Consider the following 18066-nt stretch of genomic DNA (forward strand, 5'->3'; position numbering starts at 1 on the left):
CTCACTGGAGGCGATTTTGAATAAAAACATGAAGATCCTTATTGTTGACGACTTCTCAACAATGCGCCGTATTGTAAAAAACTTATTACGTGACCTAGGGTTTAATAACACCCAAGAAGCGGATGATGGTTTAACAGCATTACCACTACTTAAAAAAGGTGGCTTTGACTTTGTTGTAACCGATTGGAACATGCCAGGAATGCAAGGGATCGACTTGCTAAAAACCATTCGTGCCGATGACGAATTAAAACATTTACCAGTATTAATGATCACTGCTGAAGCAAAGCGTGAGCAAATTATTGAAGCCGCTCAAGCTGGTGTAAATGGATACATTGTTAAGCCATTTACGGCTGCAACATTAAAAGAAAAATTAGACAAAATTTTTGAACGTTTATAAGTAAATGTTGCGCGGTAAAGGATTAGCAATAAGATGATTTCATTAACTGATGCCAAAGAGCTTGTTGCTTTATTAGAAGCAGGCAAGCAAGAAGAAGCGGATCAAATCGTTGCTTCATTAGCGCTTGCTAGTGAACCTCTAATGCTTCAAGAGATTGGTTCTTTAACTCGTGATCTTCATGAGTCATTAAAGAATTTTAAGCTTGATCACCGAGTCGTTGCTATCGCTAATGATGAGATCCCAGATGCACGTGATCGTTTGCAATATGTGATTGATAAGACTGAAATGGCAGCCAATAAAACCATGGATGCTGTCGACCGTTCATTTCCTATTGCTGACGAGTTGCATGAAGGGCTACTTCAAGTACGTCCTCAATGGAACAGCTTAATGAAAGGCAGAATTGAGCTTACTCAATTCAAAACGTTATGTCACAACATTGATGGTCTACTTACTCAAGTTGAAGGGAATAGCTCAGAACTACGTAATGAGCTGACTAACATCTTGATGGCGCAAGATTTTCAAGACCTTACCGGTCAAATTATTAAACGAGTAATTACGTTAGTTCAAGAAGTTGAAGACCGATTGGTTGATATTTTGACTTTGTTTAAAGTAGAAGAGCGACTTGGTGAACAAGACGAGCTTAATAAACCTTCCCAAGCTGAAGGTCCTATTTTAAACCCACATGAACGTGAAGATGCTGTTGCATCTCAAGATGACGTTGATGACCTATTAGCCAGTCTAGGATTTTAGAGGAACATTATGAGCTTTGAAATGGATGAAGACATCCTGCAAGATTTCTTAATTGAAGCAGGAGAAATTCTTGAGCTACTTTCTGAACAATTAGTTGAATTAGAACAACGTCCAGATGATTCTGATTTATTAAATGCTATTTTCCGTGGTTTCCATACTGTAAAAGGGGGCGCTGGCTTCCTTTCATTAACAGAACTAGTTGATGCATGTCATGGTGCTGAAAATGTGTTCGATATTCTTAGAACGGGTAAGCGTAAAGTTACTTCTGAACTAATGGACACCATTTTAGAAACTCTTGATAGCGTAAACGTAATGTTCAGCGCAGTTCAAAATGGCGAAACAGTAGAACCAGCGGAACAGCGATTGTTGGATCTGCTTCATCATTTAAGTAAGCCTGCAACCGAAGATGAAATAGCTGCTGCAACAGTAGAAGTTGCGGCTCCAGTTGTTGAAGTTGTAGTTCCTCAAGAACCTGTTGTTGAAAGTAATATTCATGATTCGGTAGATGATATTACTGAAGATGAATTTGAAAAATTACTCGATGAATTGCACGGCAAAGGTGCAGCTCCATCAAGTACTTCTTCTGCTTCGGTACCAGCAGCTTCAGCACCAGTGACTCCAGCAATGGATACAGTAGCTGATGGAGATATTACTGATGATGAATTTGAGCGTCTACTTGATGAGCTTCATGGTTCGGGTAAAAGTCCAACCAATTCAACAACAGCACCAACACCAGTAGCACCAACTGCTAATACTCAATCTGTTGATGAAGTATTGGCTGGTGATGCTGATCTTATGAGTGATGACGAGTTTGAAAAACTGTTAGATCAACTGCATGGTTCAGGTAAAGGACCAACAGATGAAGAACTTGATCAAGCAGTAAAACCAGCGGCAGCAATGGCTCCTGCAACTCCTGCAGCGGTAGTTCAAGAAGCACCAACGCGAACGACTGCTCCTGCACCAACAAGAACTCAAGCTCCAGCTCCAGAAGCAAAACCTGTAGCAAAAGCACCTGCTAAACCACAGTCTAAGCCTCAAGCGGAAAGCACCGTTCGTGTTGATACATCAACGCTTGATAACATCATGAATATGGTGGGTGAGTTAGTTCTTGTTCGTAACCGTTTAGTCAGTTTAGGTTTGAATAGCAATGACGAAGAAATGTCAAAAGCGGTTTCAAACCTTGATGTTGTTACTGCTGATATTCAAGGCGCAGTAATGAAAACTCGTATGCAACCGATCAAGAAAGTATTTGGTCGTTTCCCACGAGTGGTACGTGATTTAGCGCGTACACTGAAAAAAGACATCGTGTTAGAAATGCGCGGTGAAGAAACAGATTTAGATAAAAACTTGGTTGAAGCGCTTGCCGATCCACTGATTCACTTAGTGCGTAACTCTGTGGACCATGGTATCGAAATGCCTGATGTACGTGAGAAATCAGGTAAAGAACGTACAGGTAAAGTGATTCTGTCTGCCTCTCAAGAAGGTGATCACATTCTACTTAGCATTATCGATGATGGTGGCGGTATGGATGCAGATAAACTTCGTGGTATCGCGGTAAATCGTGGCCTAATGGATAACGATGCAGCATCACGTTTAACCAATAAAGAGTGTTATAACTTAATTTTTGCACCAGGCTTTTCTACTAAGACTGAGATCTCAGATATCTCTGGTCGTGGTGTAGGCATGGACGTTGTGAAAACAGCGATTAATCAGTTAAATGGTTCAATCGATATCGACTCAAATATGGGTGAAGGCACTAAAATTGTCATTAAAGTGCCACTAACGTTAGCAATATTACCGACCTTAATGGTTGGCGTTGCTAATCAACCATTTGCCTTGCCATTAGCAAGTGTGAATGAGATTTTCCATCTTGATCTATCGAAAACAAACATGGTTGATGGCCAACTAACGACAATTGTTCGTGAAAAGTCGATTCCATTATTCTACTTACAAGATTGGTTAGTTCCAGGTTCTCGTCAAACAGAACGTCAAGGATTAGGCCATGTTGTTATTATCCAATTAGGTGCTCAACGAGTTGGTTTTGTTGTAGATACCTTAATTGGTCAAGAAGAAGTTGTTATTAAGCCGCTTGATGAATTATTGCAAGGCACGCCAGGAATGGCGGGTGCAACCATTACTTCTGATGGTCATATTGCATTGATCCTTGATGTTCCAAATTTGCTTAAGCGTTACGCTGTTCGCATGCGTTAATGCACAAGGATACACATGGCAATAAAAGTATTAGTTGTAGATGATTCTAGTTTTTTTCGTCGCAGAGTAAGTGAAATCATTAATGCCGATCCTCGTCTTGAAGTTATCGACGTGGCTGTTAATGGTAAAGAAGCGGTAGAAAAAGCAAAATCATTGAAACCAGATGTCATTACTATGGATATTGAGATGCCTGTCATGGACGGCATCTCAGCAGTAAGAGAAATCATGAAGGCTTGCCCAACACCAACCTTGATGTTTTCTTCTCTTACCCATGACGGCGCAAAAGCAACATTGGATGCATTAGACGCAGGTGCTTTGGACTTCTTACCTAAGAAATTTGAAGACATCGCTCGTAATAGAGATGAAGCCGTTAGTTTATTGCAAAAGCGTATTGCTGAAATTGCTCGTAAAAAATTGTTTATGCGTCGTCCATCTGTGACAACGCAGACAACGCAAACGACAACGTCAACAGTTCGTTCTACTGTTCGTGCTACAGCATCAACGGTAGCGCCTGCTAAAAGTGTACCTGTTGCACCGGTAGCAGTCGCGCAGCGCTTTAAAGCAACAGGTAAAAAATATCAGTTAACCGCAATTGGGACTTCAACGGGAGGTCCTGTTGCATTACAAAAGATATTAACGGCAATCCCTGCTAATTACCCGCATCCGATTATTTTAGTTCAGCATATGCCTGCAACATTTACAGCAGCATTTGCGGCTCGTTTAAATAATTTGTGTAAGATCCAAGTGAAAGAAGCAGAGGATGGTGATGTATTAAAGCCAGGCTGTGCGTATCTTGCTCCGGGTGGTTTACAGATGATGGTTGATGGTCGTCCAGGCTCTTCTCGTTTGAAGATTTTAGACGGCGGTGAGCGCATGAACTACAAGCCTTGCGTGGATGTTACTTTTGGGTCTGCCGCGAAAGTGTATGGCGATAAAGTACTTTCAATGATCTTAACTGGAATGGGTGCTGATGGCCGTGAAGGCTGCCGAATGCTCAAAGCAGCAGGAGCAACCATTTGGTCTCAAGATGAGCAAAGTTGTGTTGTTTATGGCATGCCTCAAGCGATTGATAAAGCAGGCTTATCGTCAGAAAGTTTACCTCTAGAACGCGTAGCTGAAAGAATGCTCGTGGAAGTTGGATTGAAGTAGGAAAAGTATAATGGTTGTCTGGAGCATAGCGAACCAGAAAGGTGGTGTTGGTAAAACAACAACAACGATTACATTAGCTGGTTTATTGAACCAACGAGGTAAACGTGTCCTAATGGTGGATACTGATCCGCATGGATCGTTGACTACTTATCTTGGCTATGACTCTGATGACTTGCCTTGCAGCTTATTTGAATTATTTCAACTGCCGACAATTAATAAAGCCACTGTTTCTCCGTTTGTATTAAAAAGTGACATTCCAGGGTTAGATATCATTCCAGCTCATATGTCACTAGCCACTCTTGACCGAGTAATGGGCAACCGTAGTGGGATGGGGTTAGTACTTAAAAGAGCATTGGCGGCATTAAAAGATGAATATGACTATGTATTGATTGATTGCCCTCCTATATTAGGGGTAATGATGGTTAATGCATTAGCAGCAAGTACTCGAATACTGATCCCAGTTCAAACAGAATTTCTAGCTATGAAAGGGCTAGAGCGAATGATGCGAACGTTAACGATAATGCAAAGAAATAAGCCTTCTCGTTTTGATGTTACTATTATTCCAACTATGTACGATAAGCGTACTAACGCGTCACTACAAACGTTAATGGATCTAAAGTCGACCTATTCAGATCAAGTGTGGGCATCCGCGGTTCCAATTGATACAAAGTTTAGGGACGCAAGTTTAAAAAGAATGCCGCCGTCATTTGTTTCACCAAATAGCCGTGGTGTTTTTGCATATAAAACGTTATTGAATTATCTAGAGAGATTAGCTTAATGGCTGACTTTAAAACATTTACCAGTGAAGAAGCACTTGATGATTATTTTTCATCACTGTTAGATGAAGAAGCTATTGAACTTGAGCATGACGCTGAAGATAGCATTATGCCAGAGCCAGAGCCAGAGCCAGAGCCAGAGCCAGAGCCAGAGCCAGAGCCAGAGCCAGAGCCAGAGCCAGAGCCTATTTATTGGCACTCAGAGTCAGTAACTATTAATACACCAGAGCCTCAATATCAACCGCAGTTCTCACCAGTAGAGGATGATAATGACACTTACCCGTTTGAATTACCTCAATTAGAGGACGTTCAACGATTATTAAGTCAATTAGAAAACTCACAATTAGAAGCGCAAGTTGAAATTGACGCCCTGATTATTGACGATGTAGAAACAGAACCAATGAGAATCGAACCAGCAATTGAAAAAGCTGAAACCGAAACTCAAGACGTTCTCGTTGCTTCTTCAAATATTAAAAGCGACTCGATTATTAAAGAGGAAGCTGAAGAAGAACTCGACTTATCAGCATGGGATATTTCAGATAAAGTGAATATTTCTTCTTCTTCTGAACCTCAGATTGAAGAAGTAGAACCCATTGTCGATAATGAGAGTGAAGAAGCTACTGAAACCCAGTTAAAAACCCAAGCAGGAAAAGCGCCACCACCAAGTGGGCTAGATTGGGAAAACGCAGAGCATCAAGAAGAATTTCAAGTCCTATTTTTTGAAGTGATGGGAGTTATGTTTGCTGTACCATTAGCGGAGTTAGGCGGTATTCACCAAATTACCGAGCTGAGTCACCTAATTGGTCGCCCGGATTGGTATCTTGGTTTGCAAACAAATAGAGAAATTAAAATTGATGCGCTTGATACTGCAAAGTGGGTGATGCCACAAAGCATCAAAGATGAAAGCTATAAAGAAGATTATCAATACCTTGTTATGCTTGGTGAGAGCAAATGGGGTTTAGCGTGTAATGCGCTAGCTGGAACTGAAACCCTTACCAGTGATCGAATTCGTTGGCGAGAAACGGCAGGAAAACGTCCGTGGTTATCAGGAATGGTAAAAGAAAAGATGTGTGCCTTGATTCATGTTGAGGCGATGATTGCGATGCTTAATGCCGGTTTGGACATTAAGGGAATAGAGTAAAATAACTCTAAGAGTACGAGGAAATAAAATGTCTCAGGTTAATGAAGTAGAGATCCGTAAAGATCAAGTTAATGATGAAGTATTACAGTGGGTAACGTTTCAACTAGAAGAAGAAACTTACGGTATCAATGTAATGCAAGTACGTGAAGTATTACGTCATACCGAAATTGCACCCGTTCCGGGCGCGCCAGATTACGTTCTAGGTATCATTAACCTTCGTGGTAATGTAGTCACTGTTATTGATACTCGTTCACGTTTTGGTCTAATGCAAGGTGAAATCACAGACAATACACGTATTATTGTGATCGAATCTGAGCGTCAAGTTATCGGTATCCTTGTTGATAGCGTGGCAGAAGTTGTATACTTACGTTCATCAGAGATTGACACTACGCCAAGTGTTGGTACGGAAGAAAGCGCTAAGTTCATCCAAGGCGTTAGCAACCGTGACGGCAAGTTACTTATCTTGGTTGACCTTAACAAACTTTTGTCTGAAGACGAATGGGATGACATGGCAAGCCTATAATGGTTGATATTTTAACTCAGCTCTCAGAGCTATTTGCAGCAACAGCAATGATCCTAGTGCTTGTGGTTTATGTTTTATTAAACCGTAAAAACAAGCAATTAGAATTACAATTAACTCAAGCTCAGGCGCAAAACAAACAACTTCAAGATGAGCAACAAAAGCTACAAAAGCAATTTGTTGAATTCCGTACTGGCTCAATCAATTTGGGACAAAAAGTAGCGGATATGACTCAGTTAAGTCAACATTTTGATGATCGTTTAAATGAACTAGAAAATACAGATGCGGATAGCCGTTTGTATTCAAGAGCCAACAAATTGGTTCAGTTAGGCGCAGGAATCAATGAGTTGATGGAAGAGTGTGAGTTGCCTAAAGCAGAAGCCGAGTTAATGATGTCTTTACAAGCCAAAATAGCAGCTGGTAAAGGCTCTATGCCACCATTACGATTAGAAGACGAAGAATAACGGCTTTCTAATTTTGCAGAACACATAGAAGCTCCTCATTGAGGGGCTTTTTTTTATTCATCTTATAGTATCCCGATCTGTAATTTTAAATTAACTAACCATTAAGTAGTATATTACTTTTGTGTGAAGCAACTTATTGATACCCATACAAATATAAAGGAATTGATAAAGTGAAACGATCGGACATACTTATTTACTTATCTATCTAAATAGATTTGTTTTATATCTAAGTTTCCCCGTTTTTGCTGTGCTAGAATGCCCCTAATATTTTTCAACAATAGATACTTATGCTAGAAATTCGTAACGTTACCTGTATTCGAGATGAACGCGTTCTATTTGAACAATTGAGTTTTACTATCTCAGATGGTGAGTTAATTCAGATAGAAGGGCAAAATGGTGCAGGTAAAACCACATTGCTTCGCATTATTGCAGGTTTAGGTTATGCGGATGAAGGCGAGATCTATTGGAAGGGTGAATCTATAAAGAAAAGTCGTGAAGAATTTCATAGCGATTTGCTTTTTTTAGGTCATCATACCGGCGTTAAACGTGAGTTAACTGCATTTGAAAACCTCACTTTTTATCAATCTATGCATAACCAATATGATGAAAATGCCATTTGGGATGCGTTAGCAAGAGTGGGTTTAGCTGGGCGTGAAGATGTTGCAGCAGGGCAATTATCTGCAGGCCAACAGCGTCGAGTTGCTTTAGCGAGACTTTGGCTTAGTAAACAAAAGCTATGGATTTTAGACGAGCCTTTGACTGCGATTGATAAACAAGGGGTTAAAGTGCTTGAACAGCTATTTATGGATCACGCAAAACAAGGGGGCATTGTTTTGCTTACCACGCACCAAGATCTATTTACAGACAGTAATGAACTTAAAAAAATCAGATTAGGTGAATAGATGCTTGCTTCAATGACAACAATTATTCGACGTGAGCTATTAATCGCCTTTCGTCGTAAAGCAGATATTCTTAACCCTTTGTGGTTTTTTATTATCGTAATTACCTTATTCCCACTTAGTATTGGTCCTGAGCCAGTACTTCTAGCGCGTATTGCAGCAGGTATTGTGTGGGTAGCCGCTTTATTATCGGCCTTACTTTCTTTAGAGCGATTGTTTCGAGACGATTTTTCAGATGGTTCATTAGAGCAGATGATGTTAATGCCAACTCCTTTGTCGGTATTAGTTTTAGCTAAAGTCTTTGCTCACTGGGTACTAACAGGTCTACCGTTAATCATTATTAGTCCATTGCTTGCCATATTGTTGTCTTTGGATTTTAATTCGTGGCTGGCTATCGTATTAACATTATTACTTGGGACGCCAACGTTAAGTTTTCTTGGTGCTGTTGGAGTGGCGTTAACCGTTGGACTACAAAAGGGTGGTGTTTTACTTAGCTTATTGATTCTACCTTTATATATCCCGGTTCTAATTTTTGCGACATCAGCAATTGATGCTGCTGGTCTCGGTATGGCTTATAATGGCCAACTAGCAATTTTAGGTGCTCTTTTTATGGGCTCCGCAACATTGACTCCATTTGCCATTAGTTCGGCACTGCGAGTGAGTGTTCAATAAATCATAATTATAATTTTATATTTGAGTAAGTGAGATAAACCAATGTGGAAATGGCTTCATCCTTACGCTAAACCAGAGAAAGCGTATCAATTAAGTACCACGCTATTGCCGTGGTTTGCGGTGATTTCAATTATCAGTTTAACGGTAGGTACCATTTGGGGACTGGCGTTTGCTCCTTCTGATTATCAGCAGGGTGATAGTTTTAGAATTATCTACATACATGTTCCTTCGGCCATTCTGTCAATGGGTGCTTATATGTCGATGGCAATTGCGGCATTTATTGGTCTCGTTTGGCAGTTGAAACTGTCAGACATGGCAGCAGCGGCAATGGCGCCGATTGGTGCTGTATTCACGTTCATTGCTTTGCTTACCGGTGCCGTTTGGGGTAAACCAATGTGGGGCGCATGGTGGGTATGGGATGCACGTTTAACGTCTGAACTGATTCTTCTTTTCTTATACCTAGGTGTAATGGCGTTATATAACGCATTTGATGATCAGCGTACTGCAGCTCGTGCCGCAGGTATTCTTGCCATTGTTGGTGTGATAAACCTACCAATTATTCACTTCTCAGTAGAGTGGTGGAATACCCTTCATCAAGGCGCAAGCATTACAAAGTTTGATAAACCTTCCATTTCTGCCGATATGTTGTGGCCTTTATTATTAAATATCATTGGCTTTGCAACTTTCTTTGGTTCTGTGACTCTTATTCGTTTTAGGAATGAAATTTTAGCAAAAGAGAGCCATCGTCCTTGGGTTAGAGCGCTAGTAGAACCAAAATCTACCGCGTCTAAATAACAAGAGAAGGGAATTATTGTTATGCATTTTGAAACTTTCAGTGATTTTTTAGCCATGGGCGGTTATGCCGTTTATGTATGGGGTGCCTTTGGTGCCACTTTTCTCTCCTTATTTTGGATTTTATTCTCTAGCTTAGGCAAGCGTCGTCAATTGCTAAAAGAGATTGAACAAAAAATGGCACGAGAAGAACGAATTAAAAAAGCAAAAACTATGGAGAACACACTATGAATCCAAGACGTAAAAAGCGCCTAGGATTGATCCTTGCTCTATTCTTTGGGGTCAGTGCAACCGTTGGTTTAATGATTTACGCATTGAATCAAAATATGGATTTATTCTATACACCAACTGAACTGGTTAATGGTAAACCTGATGGAACAAAACCAGAGGTTGGCCAGCGTCTTCGTATCGGTGGTATGGTTGTCGCAGGATCAGTAAAACGTGACAGTGATTCATTAGAAGTGTCATTCAAGGTTGCTGATATTGGCCCTGAAGTGACCGTAACTTATAATGGTATTCTTCCGGATTTATTCCGTGAAGGCCAAGGTATTGTTGCACAAGGTGTTCTTGTAGATGCAACAACGATTAAGGCTCATGAAGTATTGGCAAAACATGATGAAGAGTACATGCCACCTGAAGTTGCAGAAGCAATGAAGAAAACGCATGAACCACTTCAATACACAGAACAACAAAAACAAGGAACAGGTCAATGATCGCAGAACTCGGTCATTTTGCCTTAATTGCTTCTCTAGGGCTTTCAATCCTATTGAGTATATTACCAATATATGGCGTGAGCCGTGGTAATAAAGCATTAATGCAAAGTGCAAGACCATTGTCATGGGGAATGTTCTTACTCCTTGGCTTATCATTTGGGATCTTAATGTGGGCCTTCTACATTAACGATTTCACTCTGCAATATGTAGCAAGTAACTCAAACAGCTTACTTCCTTGGTATTACCGTTTAACCGCCGTTTGGGGTGCTCACGAAGGATCTTTATTGCTTTGGGTTCTTATCCAAGCAGGTTGGACCGTTGCCGTAGCAACCTTCAGTCGTGGTATGCCACAAGAGTCGATTGCACGAGTATTAGCAGTAATGGGGTGGATTAACGTTGGTTTCCTACTTTTCATTATTCTAACGTCAAACCCATTCTTACGTACTTTGCCATTCTTCCCAATTGATGGTCGTGATTTGAACCCGCTTCTTCAAGATCCAGGTCTAATCATTCACCCACCAATGCTATACATGGGTTATGTAGGTTTCTCAGTTGCGTTCTCTTTCGCTATTGCTTCACTAATGGCGGGTCGTTTAGATACGGCTTGGGCTCGTTGGTCTCGTCCTTGGACAATCGCAGCATGGTCATTCCTAACGGTAGGTATCTCTTTAGGTTCATGGTGGGCATATTATGAACTTGGCTGGGGTGGCTGGTGGTTCTGGGATCCAGTAGAAAACGCATCATTCATGCCTTGGCTTGCTGGTACCGCACTAATGCACTCATTAGCGGTAACTGAGAAACGTGGCACCTTTAAAGCGTGGACAGTATTGCTGGCGATTTTAGCCTTCTCATTAAGTTTATTAGGCACATTCCTTGTACGTTCAGGCATCTTAGTATCGGTTCACGCCTTTGCTTCTGATCCTGCACGAGGTATGTTTATTCTTGGCTTCCTAGTTATGGTGATCGGTGGTTCATTACTGCTGTTCGCTCTAAAAGGTGCATCAGTACGAGTTCGTGGTAACTTCTCACTGTTCTCACGTGAAAATGCGTTATTAGCTAACAACATCTTATTAATGACAGCTTTAGTTGTTGTACTTGTTGGTACGTTATTACCGTTAGTGCATAAACAACTAGGTTTAGGCTCAGTTTCTATCGGTGCGCCGTTCTTTGATATGCTGTTTGCATGGTTAATGATCCCATTTGCTTTCCTACTAGGTATTGGTCCTCTGATCCGTTGGAAGCGTGACAATTTAAGTCACTTAGCAAAACGCATGGTGATTACTGGTGCGATTACCATCCCACTAGCCGCAATCTTCATGGTTATCTTTGCCGATAGATTCCAATTCATGCCATACCTTGGCTGGATGATGTCTATTTGGATTGTGATTTTACACGGTTTTGAATTGTACGAGCGTGCAACTCATCGTCATTCATTCTCTGTAGGTATAACGAAACTGGGTCGCAGCCACTGGGCAATGATGTTCGCGCACATTGGTCTAGCCGTAAGTATTATTGGTATTGCAATGGTACAAAACTACAGCATCGAAAAAGATGTTCGTTTAGCACCGGGTGAACACATTGAAATGAACGGTTACCAGTTCTACTTTGCTGGTGTTCGTGATACAGATGGTCCTAACTATGATGGTTATACTGCTGATTTTGACATTACGTTAGATGGCAAAGCGATTAATACGCTCCATGCTGAAAAACGTTTTTACCAAACGGCAGGTTCAATGATGACCGAGGCGGCGATTGATCGTGGTTTCACTCGTGATTTATACATCGCAATGGGTGAGCGCTTGGATGATAACCGTTCATGGGCTGTTCGTATTTACTACAAACCATTTGTACGTTGGATTTGGGCGGGCTCATTATTTATGGCTCTTGGCGGTATGTTAGCGCTATCTGATAAGCGTTACCGTTTCCGTAAAACAGATAAAAAACAGGAAGCTTAAATTATGAATAAGAAGTTTTTATTTGCACCTCTAGCACTGTTTTTAATTTTAGTTGCCGTGTTTGCTACTCAGTTAACACGCAACTCAAATGGCGATGATCCAACAAAGCTAGAATCAGTGTTAGTTGGTAAGCACGTGCCAGAGTTTCGTTTAGAAGATTTAGCACAAGAAGGCAAACTATACGATCAAAGTATTTTTAAAGGAGAACCTTTATTACTGAACGTATGGGCAACGTGGTGTCCAACGTGTTATGCCGAGCATCAGTATCTTAATACCCTTGCCACTCAAGGTGTTAAGATTATCGGTATGAACTACAAAGACGATAGAGCCGGTGCAATTCAATGGCTAACTGAGTTAGGTAACCCGTATTTAATCACTCTATTTGATGGTGATGGCATGCTGGGTATGGATTTAGGTGTGTACGGCGCACCTGAAACCTTCCTAATCGACAGCAACGGTATCGTTCGCTATCGTCATGTTGGTGATGTAAATGATCGCAATTGGAACGAAGTATTAAAGCCAATGTATGATCAACTGATTGCGGAGGCTAAATAATGAAAACTAGCTTACGTAAATGGAGACTTCGTAGTTTTGCTGCTATCGCATTCAGTTTTTTTACGGTGCAAGCAAGTTACGCAACCATTGATTTATATAAGTTTGATTCGCCAGAGCAAGAGCAGCAATTTAAAGAACTAGGTCAAACATTACGTTGCCCTAAATGTCAGAACAATAACATTGCTGATTCAAATGCAGAGCTTGCTCAAGACATGCGCCATAAGGTGTATGAAATGACTAAAGCCGGTAAATCAGACCAAGAAATTGTCGACTATATGATTGATCGTTACGGTAACTTTGTTACTTACGATCCACCGCTAACTGCTGGGACATTGGTTTTATGGCTAGGCCCGCTAGGTGTACTTGTGTTTGGCTTTGGTTTTATTGTGCTTCGTAGCCGTAAATCAAAAGTGGTAACAGAAGATAATTCAGAAGAGTGGGATAACGAACATGAAGAACGTTTGAACGCCTTATTAAATGAGAATAAAAATGAAGATGGGAAGGTAAACAAATGATTTTGTTTTGGATTTCGACCTTAGCCCTAATTGTTGTTGGTGTTGTATTTATCGCGCTTCCGTTATGGAAAGCAAAAGCGCAAGACGATGAAGCACGCCGAGATGAATTGAACAAAGCCTTCTATAAAGATCGCTTAGCTGAACTGAAAGAAGAAGACGCCGAAGGCCTTGTGAATAACCAAGATGAGTTAATTACAGAGCTAAAGCAATCTTTGCTAGATGATATTCCCGCAACAGAGAAAGCACAACAAGACAGCTTGAATGCACGATTATTTATCCTGCCTTCAATCATCATCTTTATCGTTATCTCGTATGGGCTATATTTTAAATTTGGCAGCTTAGATAAAGTTGAAAAGTGGCAAGAAGTAAGTGCACGCTTACCTGAACTATCTCAACAACTAATGAACCCAGAAGGTGTTGCGCTAAGTGACGCTGAAATGGCAAACCTGACTTTAGCACTACGTACCAAGTTGCACCATGAGCCTAATGATGCAATGGGCTGGTTCTTGTTAGGTCGTATTGGTATGTCAAATCGTGATATTGATACCTCTGTGGGCGCAATGAAAAAAGCGTATGCATTAAAACCAACAGATGTTGATATCAAATTAGGCTATGCACAAGCACTAATGCTTTCAGGTGATGACGCAAAAGCAGATCAAGCCAAGCAAATGCTTAAGCAAGTACTTCGTGGTGACTCGACCAATTTACGCGCTTTATCGCTACTTGCGTTCAGTTCGTTTGAACGTCAAGACTATAAAGGTGCAGTATCTGCATGGAAAGCAATGCAAATGCTGATTGGTCCTGATGACTCTCGCTATGAAATGCTGACTCGCAGTATCGAACGTGCAAAATCTAAGATGAACCCTGAAGCGAATCTTGATAAGCAAGTGCCTATTACGATTAACCTTGGCAGTAATGTGACACTGCCATCACAAGGTGTCGTGATTGTTTCTATTCATCCTGCTGACGGTTCACCAATGCCTGTGGCAGCGGCTCGTATCCCACTAAGTCGCTTCCCACTTAGCATCATGATGTCAGATGACAATAATATGATGGAGCAGCGTAAATTGTCTGATATGCCAAACTTTATTGTTCGAGCTCGTATCGATCAAGATGGTAACGTATCAACAAAAGACGGCGACTGGTACGGTGAAAGTGCAGTAAGTACGCTAGGAAAGAATGTATCGCTTGAGATAGATAAGCAATACTAATATCTTTTAACAAGTGGCATACTACGACGGGTAGAGGCATTGAGCTTCTGCCCGTTTTTTTTGAATAAACTATAATAATATTAATAAAGCTAGGCGAAGGTGTATTGTGCTGAAGAGAATAGGGATATCTTTTTCGTTATTGTTTTTGATTGTAGGTTGCTCTCAAACGCCAGAACAAGATAATAATGAAGTAGAAACAACAGAAGTCGTAGAGGTAGAGTACGATGATTCTCATCGCGGTGATCCGTTAGAGGGATTCAACCGTGTAATGTGGGGGCTAAATTACGATATTTTAGACCCGTATTTAGTGCGTCCTGTCTCGGTTGGTTATGTTGAATACACCCCAAGCCCAATTCGAATGGGGATAGCCAATTTCCTCGCTAACCTAGATGAGCCATCGAGTATGGTGAATAATTTAATCATGGGTAATGGCAACGTAGCCATGGTTCACTTTAATCGATTTTGGTTAAATACAACATTAGGCTTGGTAGGCTTAATTGATATAGCCAGTGCTGCTGAGATAAATAAACCAGACAGTAAATCCTTTGGTGATGCGCTTGGTCATTATGGTGTTGGGAATGGACCGTACTTTATGCTACCGGGTTATGGCCCTTGGACATTGCGTGAAGCAGGGGATTTTGTTGATGGCTTTTATATGCCTCTTTCTTACTTAAACTTCTGGCAAGGTCTTGGAAAATGGGGTTTAGAAGGAATGGAATCTCGTGTTCAGTTGATCTCACAAGAGCCAATGTTAGAAGCCTCGCCAGATCCATACGCATTAACGCGAGATGTGTATTTACAACGTCAAGACTTTAAAGCAGAAGTTGAACCAGAAGTAGACTTAGATGCAGAAGGCGATCTTGACGATTACTTAGATGAAATAGACGAATAATATTTAGTATTATCAGAGTTCAGGATTCACCATTTTCCTGAACTCTGAACTCTGAACTCTGAACTCTGAACTCTGAACTCTGAACTCTGAACTCTGAACTCTGAACTCTGAACTCTGAACTCTGAACTCTGAACTCTGAACTCTGAACTCTGAACTCTGTCTATTTTTTACGTTGGATTAGCATTAACAATAAAGCGCTTAATGCCCCCGCAGTATCACACAACATATCTTTCTGTGCATCCCAAATGTCACCTTGTGATCCTAAAAAAGCAATGTCTTCTTCACCGCCTGCAATGGCCGCATACCACCACTCGACGATCTCATAGCCTGCAGCGACGCTCATTAGGGTAAACAAACCAAACGCCATCGCAAGTGGTGCAGAGCATTTCTTGGTTTTAATTAAATATTCTGCAATAGGGTAAGCATAAAAGCCAATAGAGAAATGAGCGACGCGATCAAAGTTATTACGCTCAGACCCAATTAAATTATTAAACCAGTCAAAAGGGACATCAGCAAAGGTGTATTTTGAGCCGATAGTATGAAGAGTAAGCCAGACAAACATTAATATATAAGTGGTTTTGCTAAACTCAAAACGTGTTGCCATATAAAAAATACCAGCGAGGATTAATAATGCTGGCAATATCTCAGCAACCCAAACGGCGCGTGATATTGGGTCAAAAGCTGAGAATGAAAATACAGCACTATAAATAATCGTAAGCAGTAATAATATAGGTTGTTGTTTAAGTGTCGTAATGAAAGTCATGAATAAATGGCTCCAAATAATGGTGCTTAAAAACGCTATAAATTGAGTGTAGCGTGCTGATTTATATCGGCAAGGTCTAGTTTTTGAATGTTAGATACAGCTATAAATAAAAAAGGCCTCAATAAAGAGGCCTAATGAAATTTCTATGTAGTCAGTCAGTACTGATTAGAAACGGTAGTTCGCTTGAACACCTAGTAGCCATACGCTACCAGTTGTTTCGCCGTTGAAAGAACCACCGATAGCTTGAGCTTCGTTATCTGATTCATAGCCACGAGATTCTGTGATAGGCGCATCTTTAGCAATAATATAAGTAAAACCGGCATCTAGTGATAGATTTTGTGACCACTCATAGCCAGCGCCAATACTTAACCAAGTGCGATCCGTTTCAGGAATTGTGATAGTACGGTTTTTATCACTAACCGCTGAAGTATCGTAAGCAATGCCAGAACGTAAGGTGATTTTTTGGTTCAGTTGGTAAGTACCACCTAGCGCGATGCGGTAGTTATCTTCCCAATGCTCTTCTTTAACCATTGTTGGTGCTTTACCGTCATGGAAATCGGCTTCTAGTTTTTCAAAGCTGCTCCAATCCGTCCAGTTAACGCTTGCATGAATAGCAACCGAATCGGTTAGTTGGTGGAAACTTGCTAATTCAGCTGTTGCAGGCATGGCTAAGGCCATAGAACCATCTTTCGTGGTATTTGGAAGTAATTTAAATCCAATACCTTCAGCGTGGCCTTCTAAATCTAATTTTACTTCTGACTTATAGGTAAAGCCAATACGGTTTGCGTCGTTGATTTGCCACGCGGTACCCACTTGCCAACCAAACGCTTCATCCGTACCTTCCATGTATTTTAATGTATCGCCTTGAGGTATTGGTAAGCCGGGAGTACCAGGAATTGGCAGTTTGGCACCTTTAGGAGCGGTTGCACCAAAGTGACCTTCGCCCATCACATAGCGAACGCCACCACCAACGCTTAGCTGTGGTATTACTTGGTAAGCGATGTTTAGATTCAATTCTTTAGTGATGATGCTTGCGGTATTACCAAAGTGGCTTGCGGCAAAGTTGTCATCAAGATCCGTTTCCATGCCGTAATTAGTACCAAGAGCAACACCAAGAGCTAGCTTTTCATTAACACGGTGCGATAGATAAAAGTTAGGGATTACAGCACTGTGAGCAAAATCTTTAGAGCTCGTTGATATTGTGTCATTGATCTTTCCATTTACATCAACGTTAGGGTCAACATAAATACCACCCACCGAAATCTGCGTACCTTCTAGGTAAGTCAGCATTGCCATGTTACGCCATTGTGCATCAGCACCGTCAGCCATTGCTGCTTCACCTGCATACGCACGACCAAGACCAGTCGCTGAATACTCTGCCAATTGGAAGCCTGCTGCCATAGACGTTGTGCTTGTTACTGAGCCTAATAGACCAAGTGCAATAGCAAGAGATAGGCGGTTTTTATTATTGTTCATTGATTTTTCCATATTGGTACAAGTGTACGCTGAATTTCGTGGTAATAAGTTGAAGTGGATAATACGTTCTAGAGTAAAAACTTCAAACAAAAAATTGATTTATTCGAGTTTTAAGTGCTTTTTTCTGTAAAAAGTTTCAGATTTAGCTAAATTTTCTGTATTTATCTGGTCGGATGTGTTATTTGGCGTACAGGTGTATATCTTAATTGGTATTT

General features: G+C 40.9%; 20 protein-coding genes. 18 read left to right on the plus strand and 2 right to left on the minus strand.

The features are described 5' to 3' along the window. Positions 1-28 precede the first annotated feature (28 nt). The 18 genes from cheY (at position 29) to PVK63_RS06905 (ending at position 15612) form a co-directional block, all read left to right on the plus strand. Positions 29-397 carry a chemotaxis response regulator CheY gene (gene cheY / locus PVK63_RS06820; protein WP_011262352.1) on the plus strand — a complete coding sequence of 123 codons (369 nt, stop codon included), beginning with the start codon at positions 29-31 and terminating at the stop codon, positions 395-397. A gap of 33 nt (positions 398-430) precedes the next feature. Further along, positions 431-1147: a protein phosphatase CheZ gene (locus PVK63_RS06825; protein WP_274440125.1), complete on the plus strand. Its 717-nt coding sequence runs from the start codon at positions 431-433 to the stop codon at positions 1145-1147. A gap of 9 nt (positions 1148-1156) precedes the next feature. Further along, the gene (locus PVK63_RS06830) at positions 1157-3358 is read left to right on the plus strand and encodes a chemotaxis protein CheA (RefSeq protein ID WP_274440126.1); all 2202 of its coding nucleotides are present in this window, start codon (positions 1157-1159) and stop codon (positions 3356-3358) included. A 15-nt stretch (positions 3359-3373) separates the two neighbouring features. After that, the gene (locus tag PVK63_RS06835; RefSeq protein ID WP_274440127.1) at positions 3374-4507 is read left to right on the plus strand and encodes a protein-glutamate methylesterase/protein-glutamine glutaminase; all 1134 of its coding nucleotides are present in this window, start codon (positions 3374-3376) and stop codon (positions 4505-4507) included. A 10-nt stretch (positions 4508-4517) separates the two neighbouring features. Beyond that, the gene (locus PVK63_RS06840) at positions 4518-5285 is read left to right on the plus strand and encodes a ParA family protein (protein ID WP_130048683.1); all 768 of its coding nucleotides are present in this window, start codon (positions 4518-4520) and stop codon (positions 5283-5285) included. Then, positions 5285-6424 carry a chemotaxis protein CheW gene (locus tag PVK63_RS06845; protein WP_274449249.1) on the plus strand — a complete coding sequence of 380 codons (1140 nt, stop codon included), beginning with the start codon at positions 5285-5287 and terminating at the stop codon, positions 6422-6424. The genes PVK63_RS06840 and PVK63_RS06845 overlap by 1 nt, the downstream gene beginning before the upstream one ends. A gap of 28 nt (positions 6425-6452) precedes the next feature. Continuing rightward, a complete protein-coding gene (locus PVK63_RS06850; RefSeq protein ID WP_130044160.1) occupies positions 6453-6947 on the plus strand; it encodes a chemotaxis protein CheW in 495 nt (164 codons plus the stop codon). After that, on the plus strand, positions 6947-7408 hold the full coding sequence (locus PVK63_RS06855) for a DUF2802 domain-containing protein (protein ID WP_274440130.1): 462 nt from the start codon (positions 6947-6949) through the stop codon (positions 7406-7408). The genes PVK63_RS06850 and PVK63_RS06855 overlap by 1 nt, the downstream gene beginning before the upstream one ends. 287 nt (positions 7409-7695) lie before the next feature. Next, entirely contained in the window at positions 7696-8310 is a 615-nt protein-coding gene (ccmA, locus tag PVK63_RS06860) for a cytochrome c biogenesis heme-transporting ATPase CcmA (RefSeq protein WP_130048686.1), read from the plus strand. Continuing rightward, positions 8311-8979 (plus strand): heme exporter protein CcmB, encoded by a 669-nt coding sequence (gene ccmB, locus PVK63_RS06865; protein WP_130048687.1) that lies wholly within the window; start codon positions 8311-8313, stop codon positions 8977-8979. It abuts the gene before it with no gap. Between the two features lie 42 nt (positions 8980-9021). After that, positions 9022-9774, plus strand: coding sequence for a heme ABC transporter permease (locus tag PVK63_RS06870; protein ID WP_130048688.1), 753 nt, complete (start codon positions 9022-9024; stop codon positions 9772-9774). A gap of 21 nt (positions 9775-9795) precedes the next feature. After that, complete coding sequence (gene ccmD, locus PVK63_RS06875) at positions 9796-10002, plus strand: heme exporter protein CcmD (RefSeq protein ID WP_130044165.1); 207 nt, start codon at positions 9796-9798, stop codon at positions 10000-10002. Continuing rightward, positions 9999-10484, plus strand: coding sequence for a cytochrome c maturation protein CcmE (gene ccmE / locus PVK63_RS06880; protein ID WP_130048690.1), 486 nt, complete (start codon positions 9999-10001; stop codon positions 10482-10484). The genes ccmD and ccmE overlap by 4 nt, the downstream gene beginning before the upstream one ends. Further along, on the plus strand, positions 10481-12439 hold the full coding sequence (locus PVK63_RS06885) for a heme lyase CcmF/NrfE family subunit (RefSeq protein WP_274440133.1): 1959 nt from the start codon (positions 10481-10483) through the stop codon (positions 12437-12439). Before ccmE ends, PVK63_RS06885 begins: the two co-directional genes overlap by 4 nt. A 3-nt stretch (positions 12440-12442) precedes the next feature. After that, the gene (locus PVK63_RS06890) at positions 12443-12994 is read left to right on the plus strand and encodes a DsbE family thiol:disulfide interchange protein (RefSeq protein ID WP_130048692.1); all 552 of its coding nucleotides are present in this window, start codon (positions 12443-12445) and stop codon (positions 12992-12994) included. Beyond that, entirely contained in the window at positions 12994-13509 is a 516-nt protein-coding gene (locus tag PVK63_RS06895; RefSeq protein ID WP_274440134.1) for a cytochrome c-type biogenesis protein, read from the plus strand. Before PVK63_RS06890 ends, PVK63_RS06895 begins: the two co-directional genes overlap by 1 nt. Beyond that, positions 13506-14720, plus strand: coding sequence for a c-type cytochrome biogenesis protein CcmI (gene ccmI / locus PVK63_RS06900; protein ID WP_274440135.1), 1215 nt, complete (start codon positions 13506-13508; stop codon positions 14718-14720). The genes PVK63_RS06895 and ccmI overlap by 4 nt, the downstream gene beginning before the upstream one ends. 109 nt (positions 14721-14829) lie before the next feature. Next, a complete protein-coding gene (locus tag PVK63_RS06905) occupies positions 14830-15612 on the plus strand; it encodes an MlaA family lipoprotein (RefSeq protein WP_443111684.1) in 783 nt (260 codons plus the stop codon). A 160-nt stretch (positions 15613-15772) separates the two neighbouring features. Here PVK63_RS06905 and PVK63_RS06910 read toward each other — a convergent pair whose 3' ends face one another. Continuing rightward, positions 15773-16375: a DUF2238 domain-containing protein gene (locus PVK63_RS06910; RefSeq protein ID WP_274440139.1), complete on the minus strand. Its 603-nt coding sequence runs from the start codon at positions 16373-16375 to the stop codon at positions 15773-15775. A 165-nt stretch (positions 16376-16540) separates the two neighbouring features. Continuing rightward, complete coding sequence (locus PVK63_RS06915; RefSeq protein ID WP_274440140.1) at positions 16541-17851, minus strand: outer membrane protein transport protein; 1311 nt, start codon at positions 17849-17851, stop codon at positions 16541-16543. Between the last annotated feature and the right edge of the window lie 215 nt (positions 17852-18066).

This window comes from Aliivibrio sp. S2TY2 (assembly GCF_028765525.1).
Classification (GTDB): domain Bacteria; phylum Pseudomonadota; class Gammaproteobacteria; order Enterobacterales; family Vibrionaceae; genus Aliivibrio; species Aliivibrio finisterrensis_A.

Excerpts from the sequence above, each read along its gene's own strand:
- cheY (WP_011262352.1), top strand. The coding sequence starts at position 29 with ATGAAGATCCTTATTGTTGACGACTTCTCAACAATGCGCCGTATTGTA.
- PVK63_RS06825 (WP_274440125.1), top strand. The coding sequence starts at position 431 with ATGATTTCATTAACTGATGCCAAAGAGCTTGTTGCTTTATTAGAAGCA.
- PVK63_RS06830 (WP_274440126.1), top strand. The coding sequence starts at position 1,157 with ATGAGCTTTGAAATGGATGAAGACATCCTGCAAGATTTCTTAATTGAA.
- PVK63_RS06835 (WP_274440127.1), top strand. The coding sequence starts at position 3,374 with ATGGCAATAAAAGTATTAGTTGTAGATGATTCTAGTTTTTTTCGTCGC.
- PVK63_RS06840 (WP_130048683.1), top strand. The coding sequence starts at position 4,518 with ATGGTTGTCTGGAGCATAGCGAACCAGAAAGGTGGTGTTGGTAAAACA.
- PVK63_RS06845 (WP_274449249.1), top strand. The coding sequence starts at position 5,285 with ATGGCTGACTTTAAAACATTTACCAGTGAAGAAGCACTTGATGATTAT.
- PVK63_RS06850 (WP_130044160.1), top strand. The coding sequence starts at position 6,453 with ATGTCTCAGGTTAATGAAGTAGAGATCCGTAAAGATCAAGTTAATGAT.
- PVK63_RS06855 (WP_274440130.1), top strand. The coding sequence starts at position 6,947 with ATGGTTGATATTTTAACTCAGCTCTCAGAGCTATTTGCAGCAACAGCA.
- ccmA (WP_130048686.1), top strand. The coding sequence starts at position 7,696 with ATGCTAGAAATTCGTAACGTTACCTGTATTCGAGATGAACGCGTTCTA.
- ccmB (WP_130048687.1), top strand. The coding sequence starts at position 8,311 with ATGCTTGCTTCAATGACAACAATTATTCGACGTGAGCTATTAATCGCC.
- PVK63_RS06870 (WP_130048688.1), top strand. The coding sequence starts at position 9,022 with ATGTGGAAATGGCTTCATCCTTACGCTAAACCAGAGAAAGCGTATCAA.
- ccmD (WP_130044165.1), top strand. The coding sequence starts at position 9,796 with ATGCATTTTGAAACTTTCAGTGATTTTTTAGCCATGGGCGGTTATGCC.
- ccmE (WP_130048690.1), top strand. The coding sequence starts at position 9,999 with ATGAATCCAAGACGTAAAAAGCGCCTAGGATTGATCCTTGCTCTATTC.
- PVK63_RS06885 (WP_274440133.1), top strand. The coding sequence starts at position 10,481 with ATGATCGCAGAACTCGGTCATTTTGCCTTAATTGCTTCTCTAGGGCTT.
- PVK63_RS06890 (WP_130048692.1), top strand. The coding sequence starts at position 12,443 with ATGAATAAGAAGTTTTTATTTGCACCTCTAGCACTGTTTTTAATTTTA.
- PVK63_RS06895 (WP_274440134.1), top strand. The coding sequence starts at position 12,994 with ATGAAAACTAGCTTACGTAAATGGAGACTTCGTAGTTTTGCTGCTATC.
- ccmI (WP_274440135.1), top strand. The coding sequence starts at position 13,506 with ATGATTTTGTTTTGGATTTCGACCTTAGCCCTAATTGTTGTTGGTGTT.
- PVK63_RS06910 (WP_274440139.1), bottom strand. The coding sequence starts at position 16,375 with ATGACTTTCATTACGACACTTAAACAACAACCTATATTATTACTGCTT.
- PVK63_RS06915 (WP_274440140.1), bottom strand. The coding sequence starts at position 17,851 with ATGAACAATAATAAAAACCGCCTATCTCTTGCTATTGCACTTGGTCTA.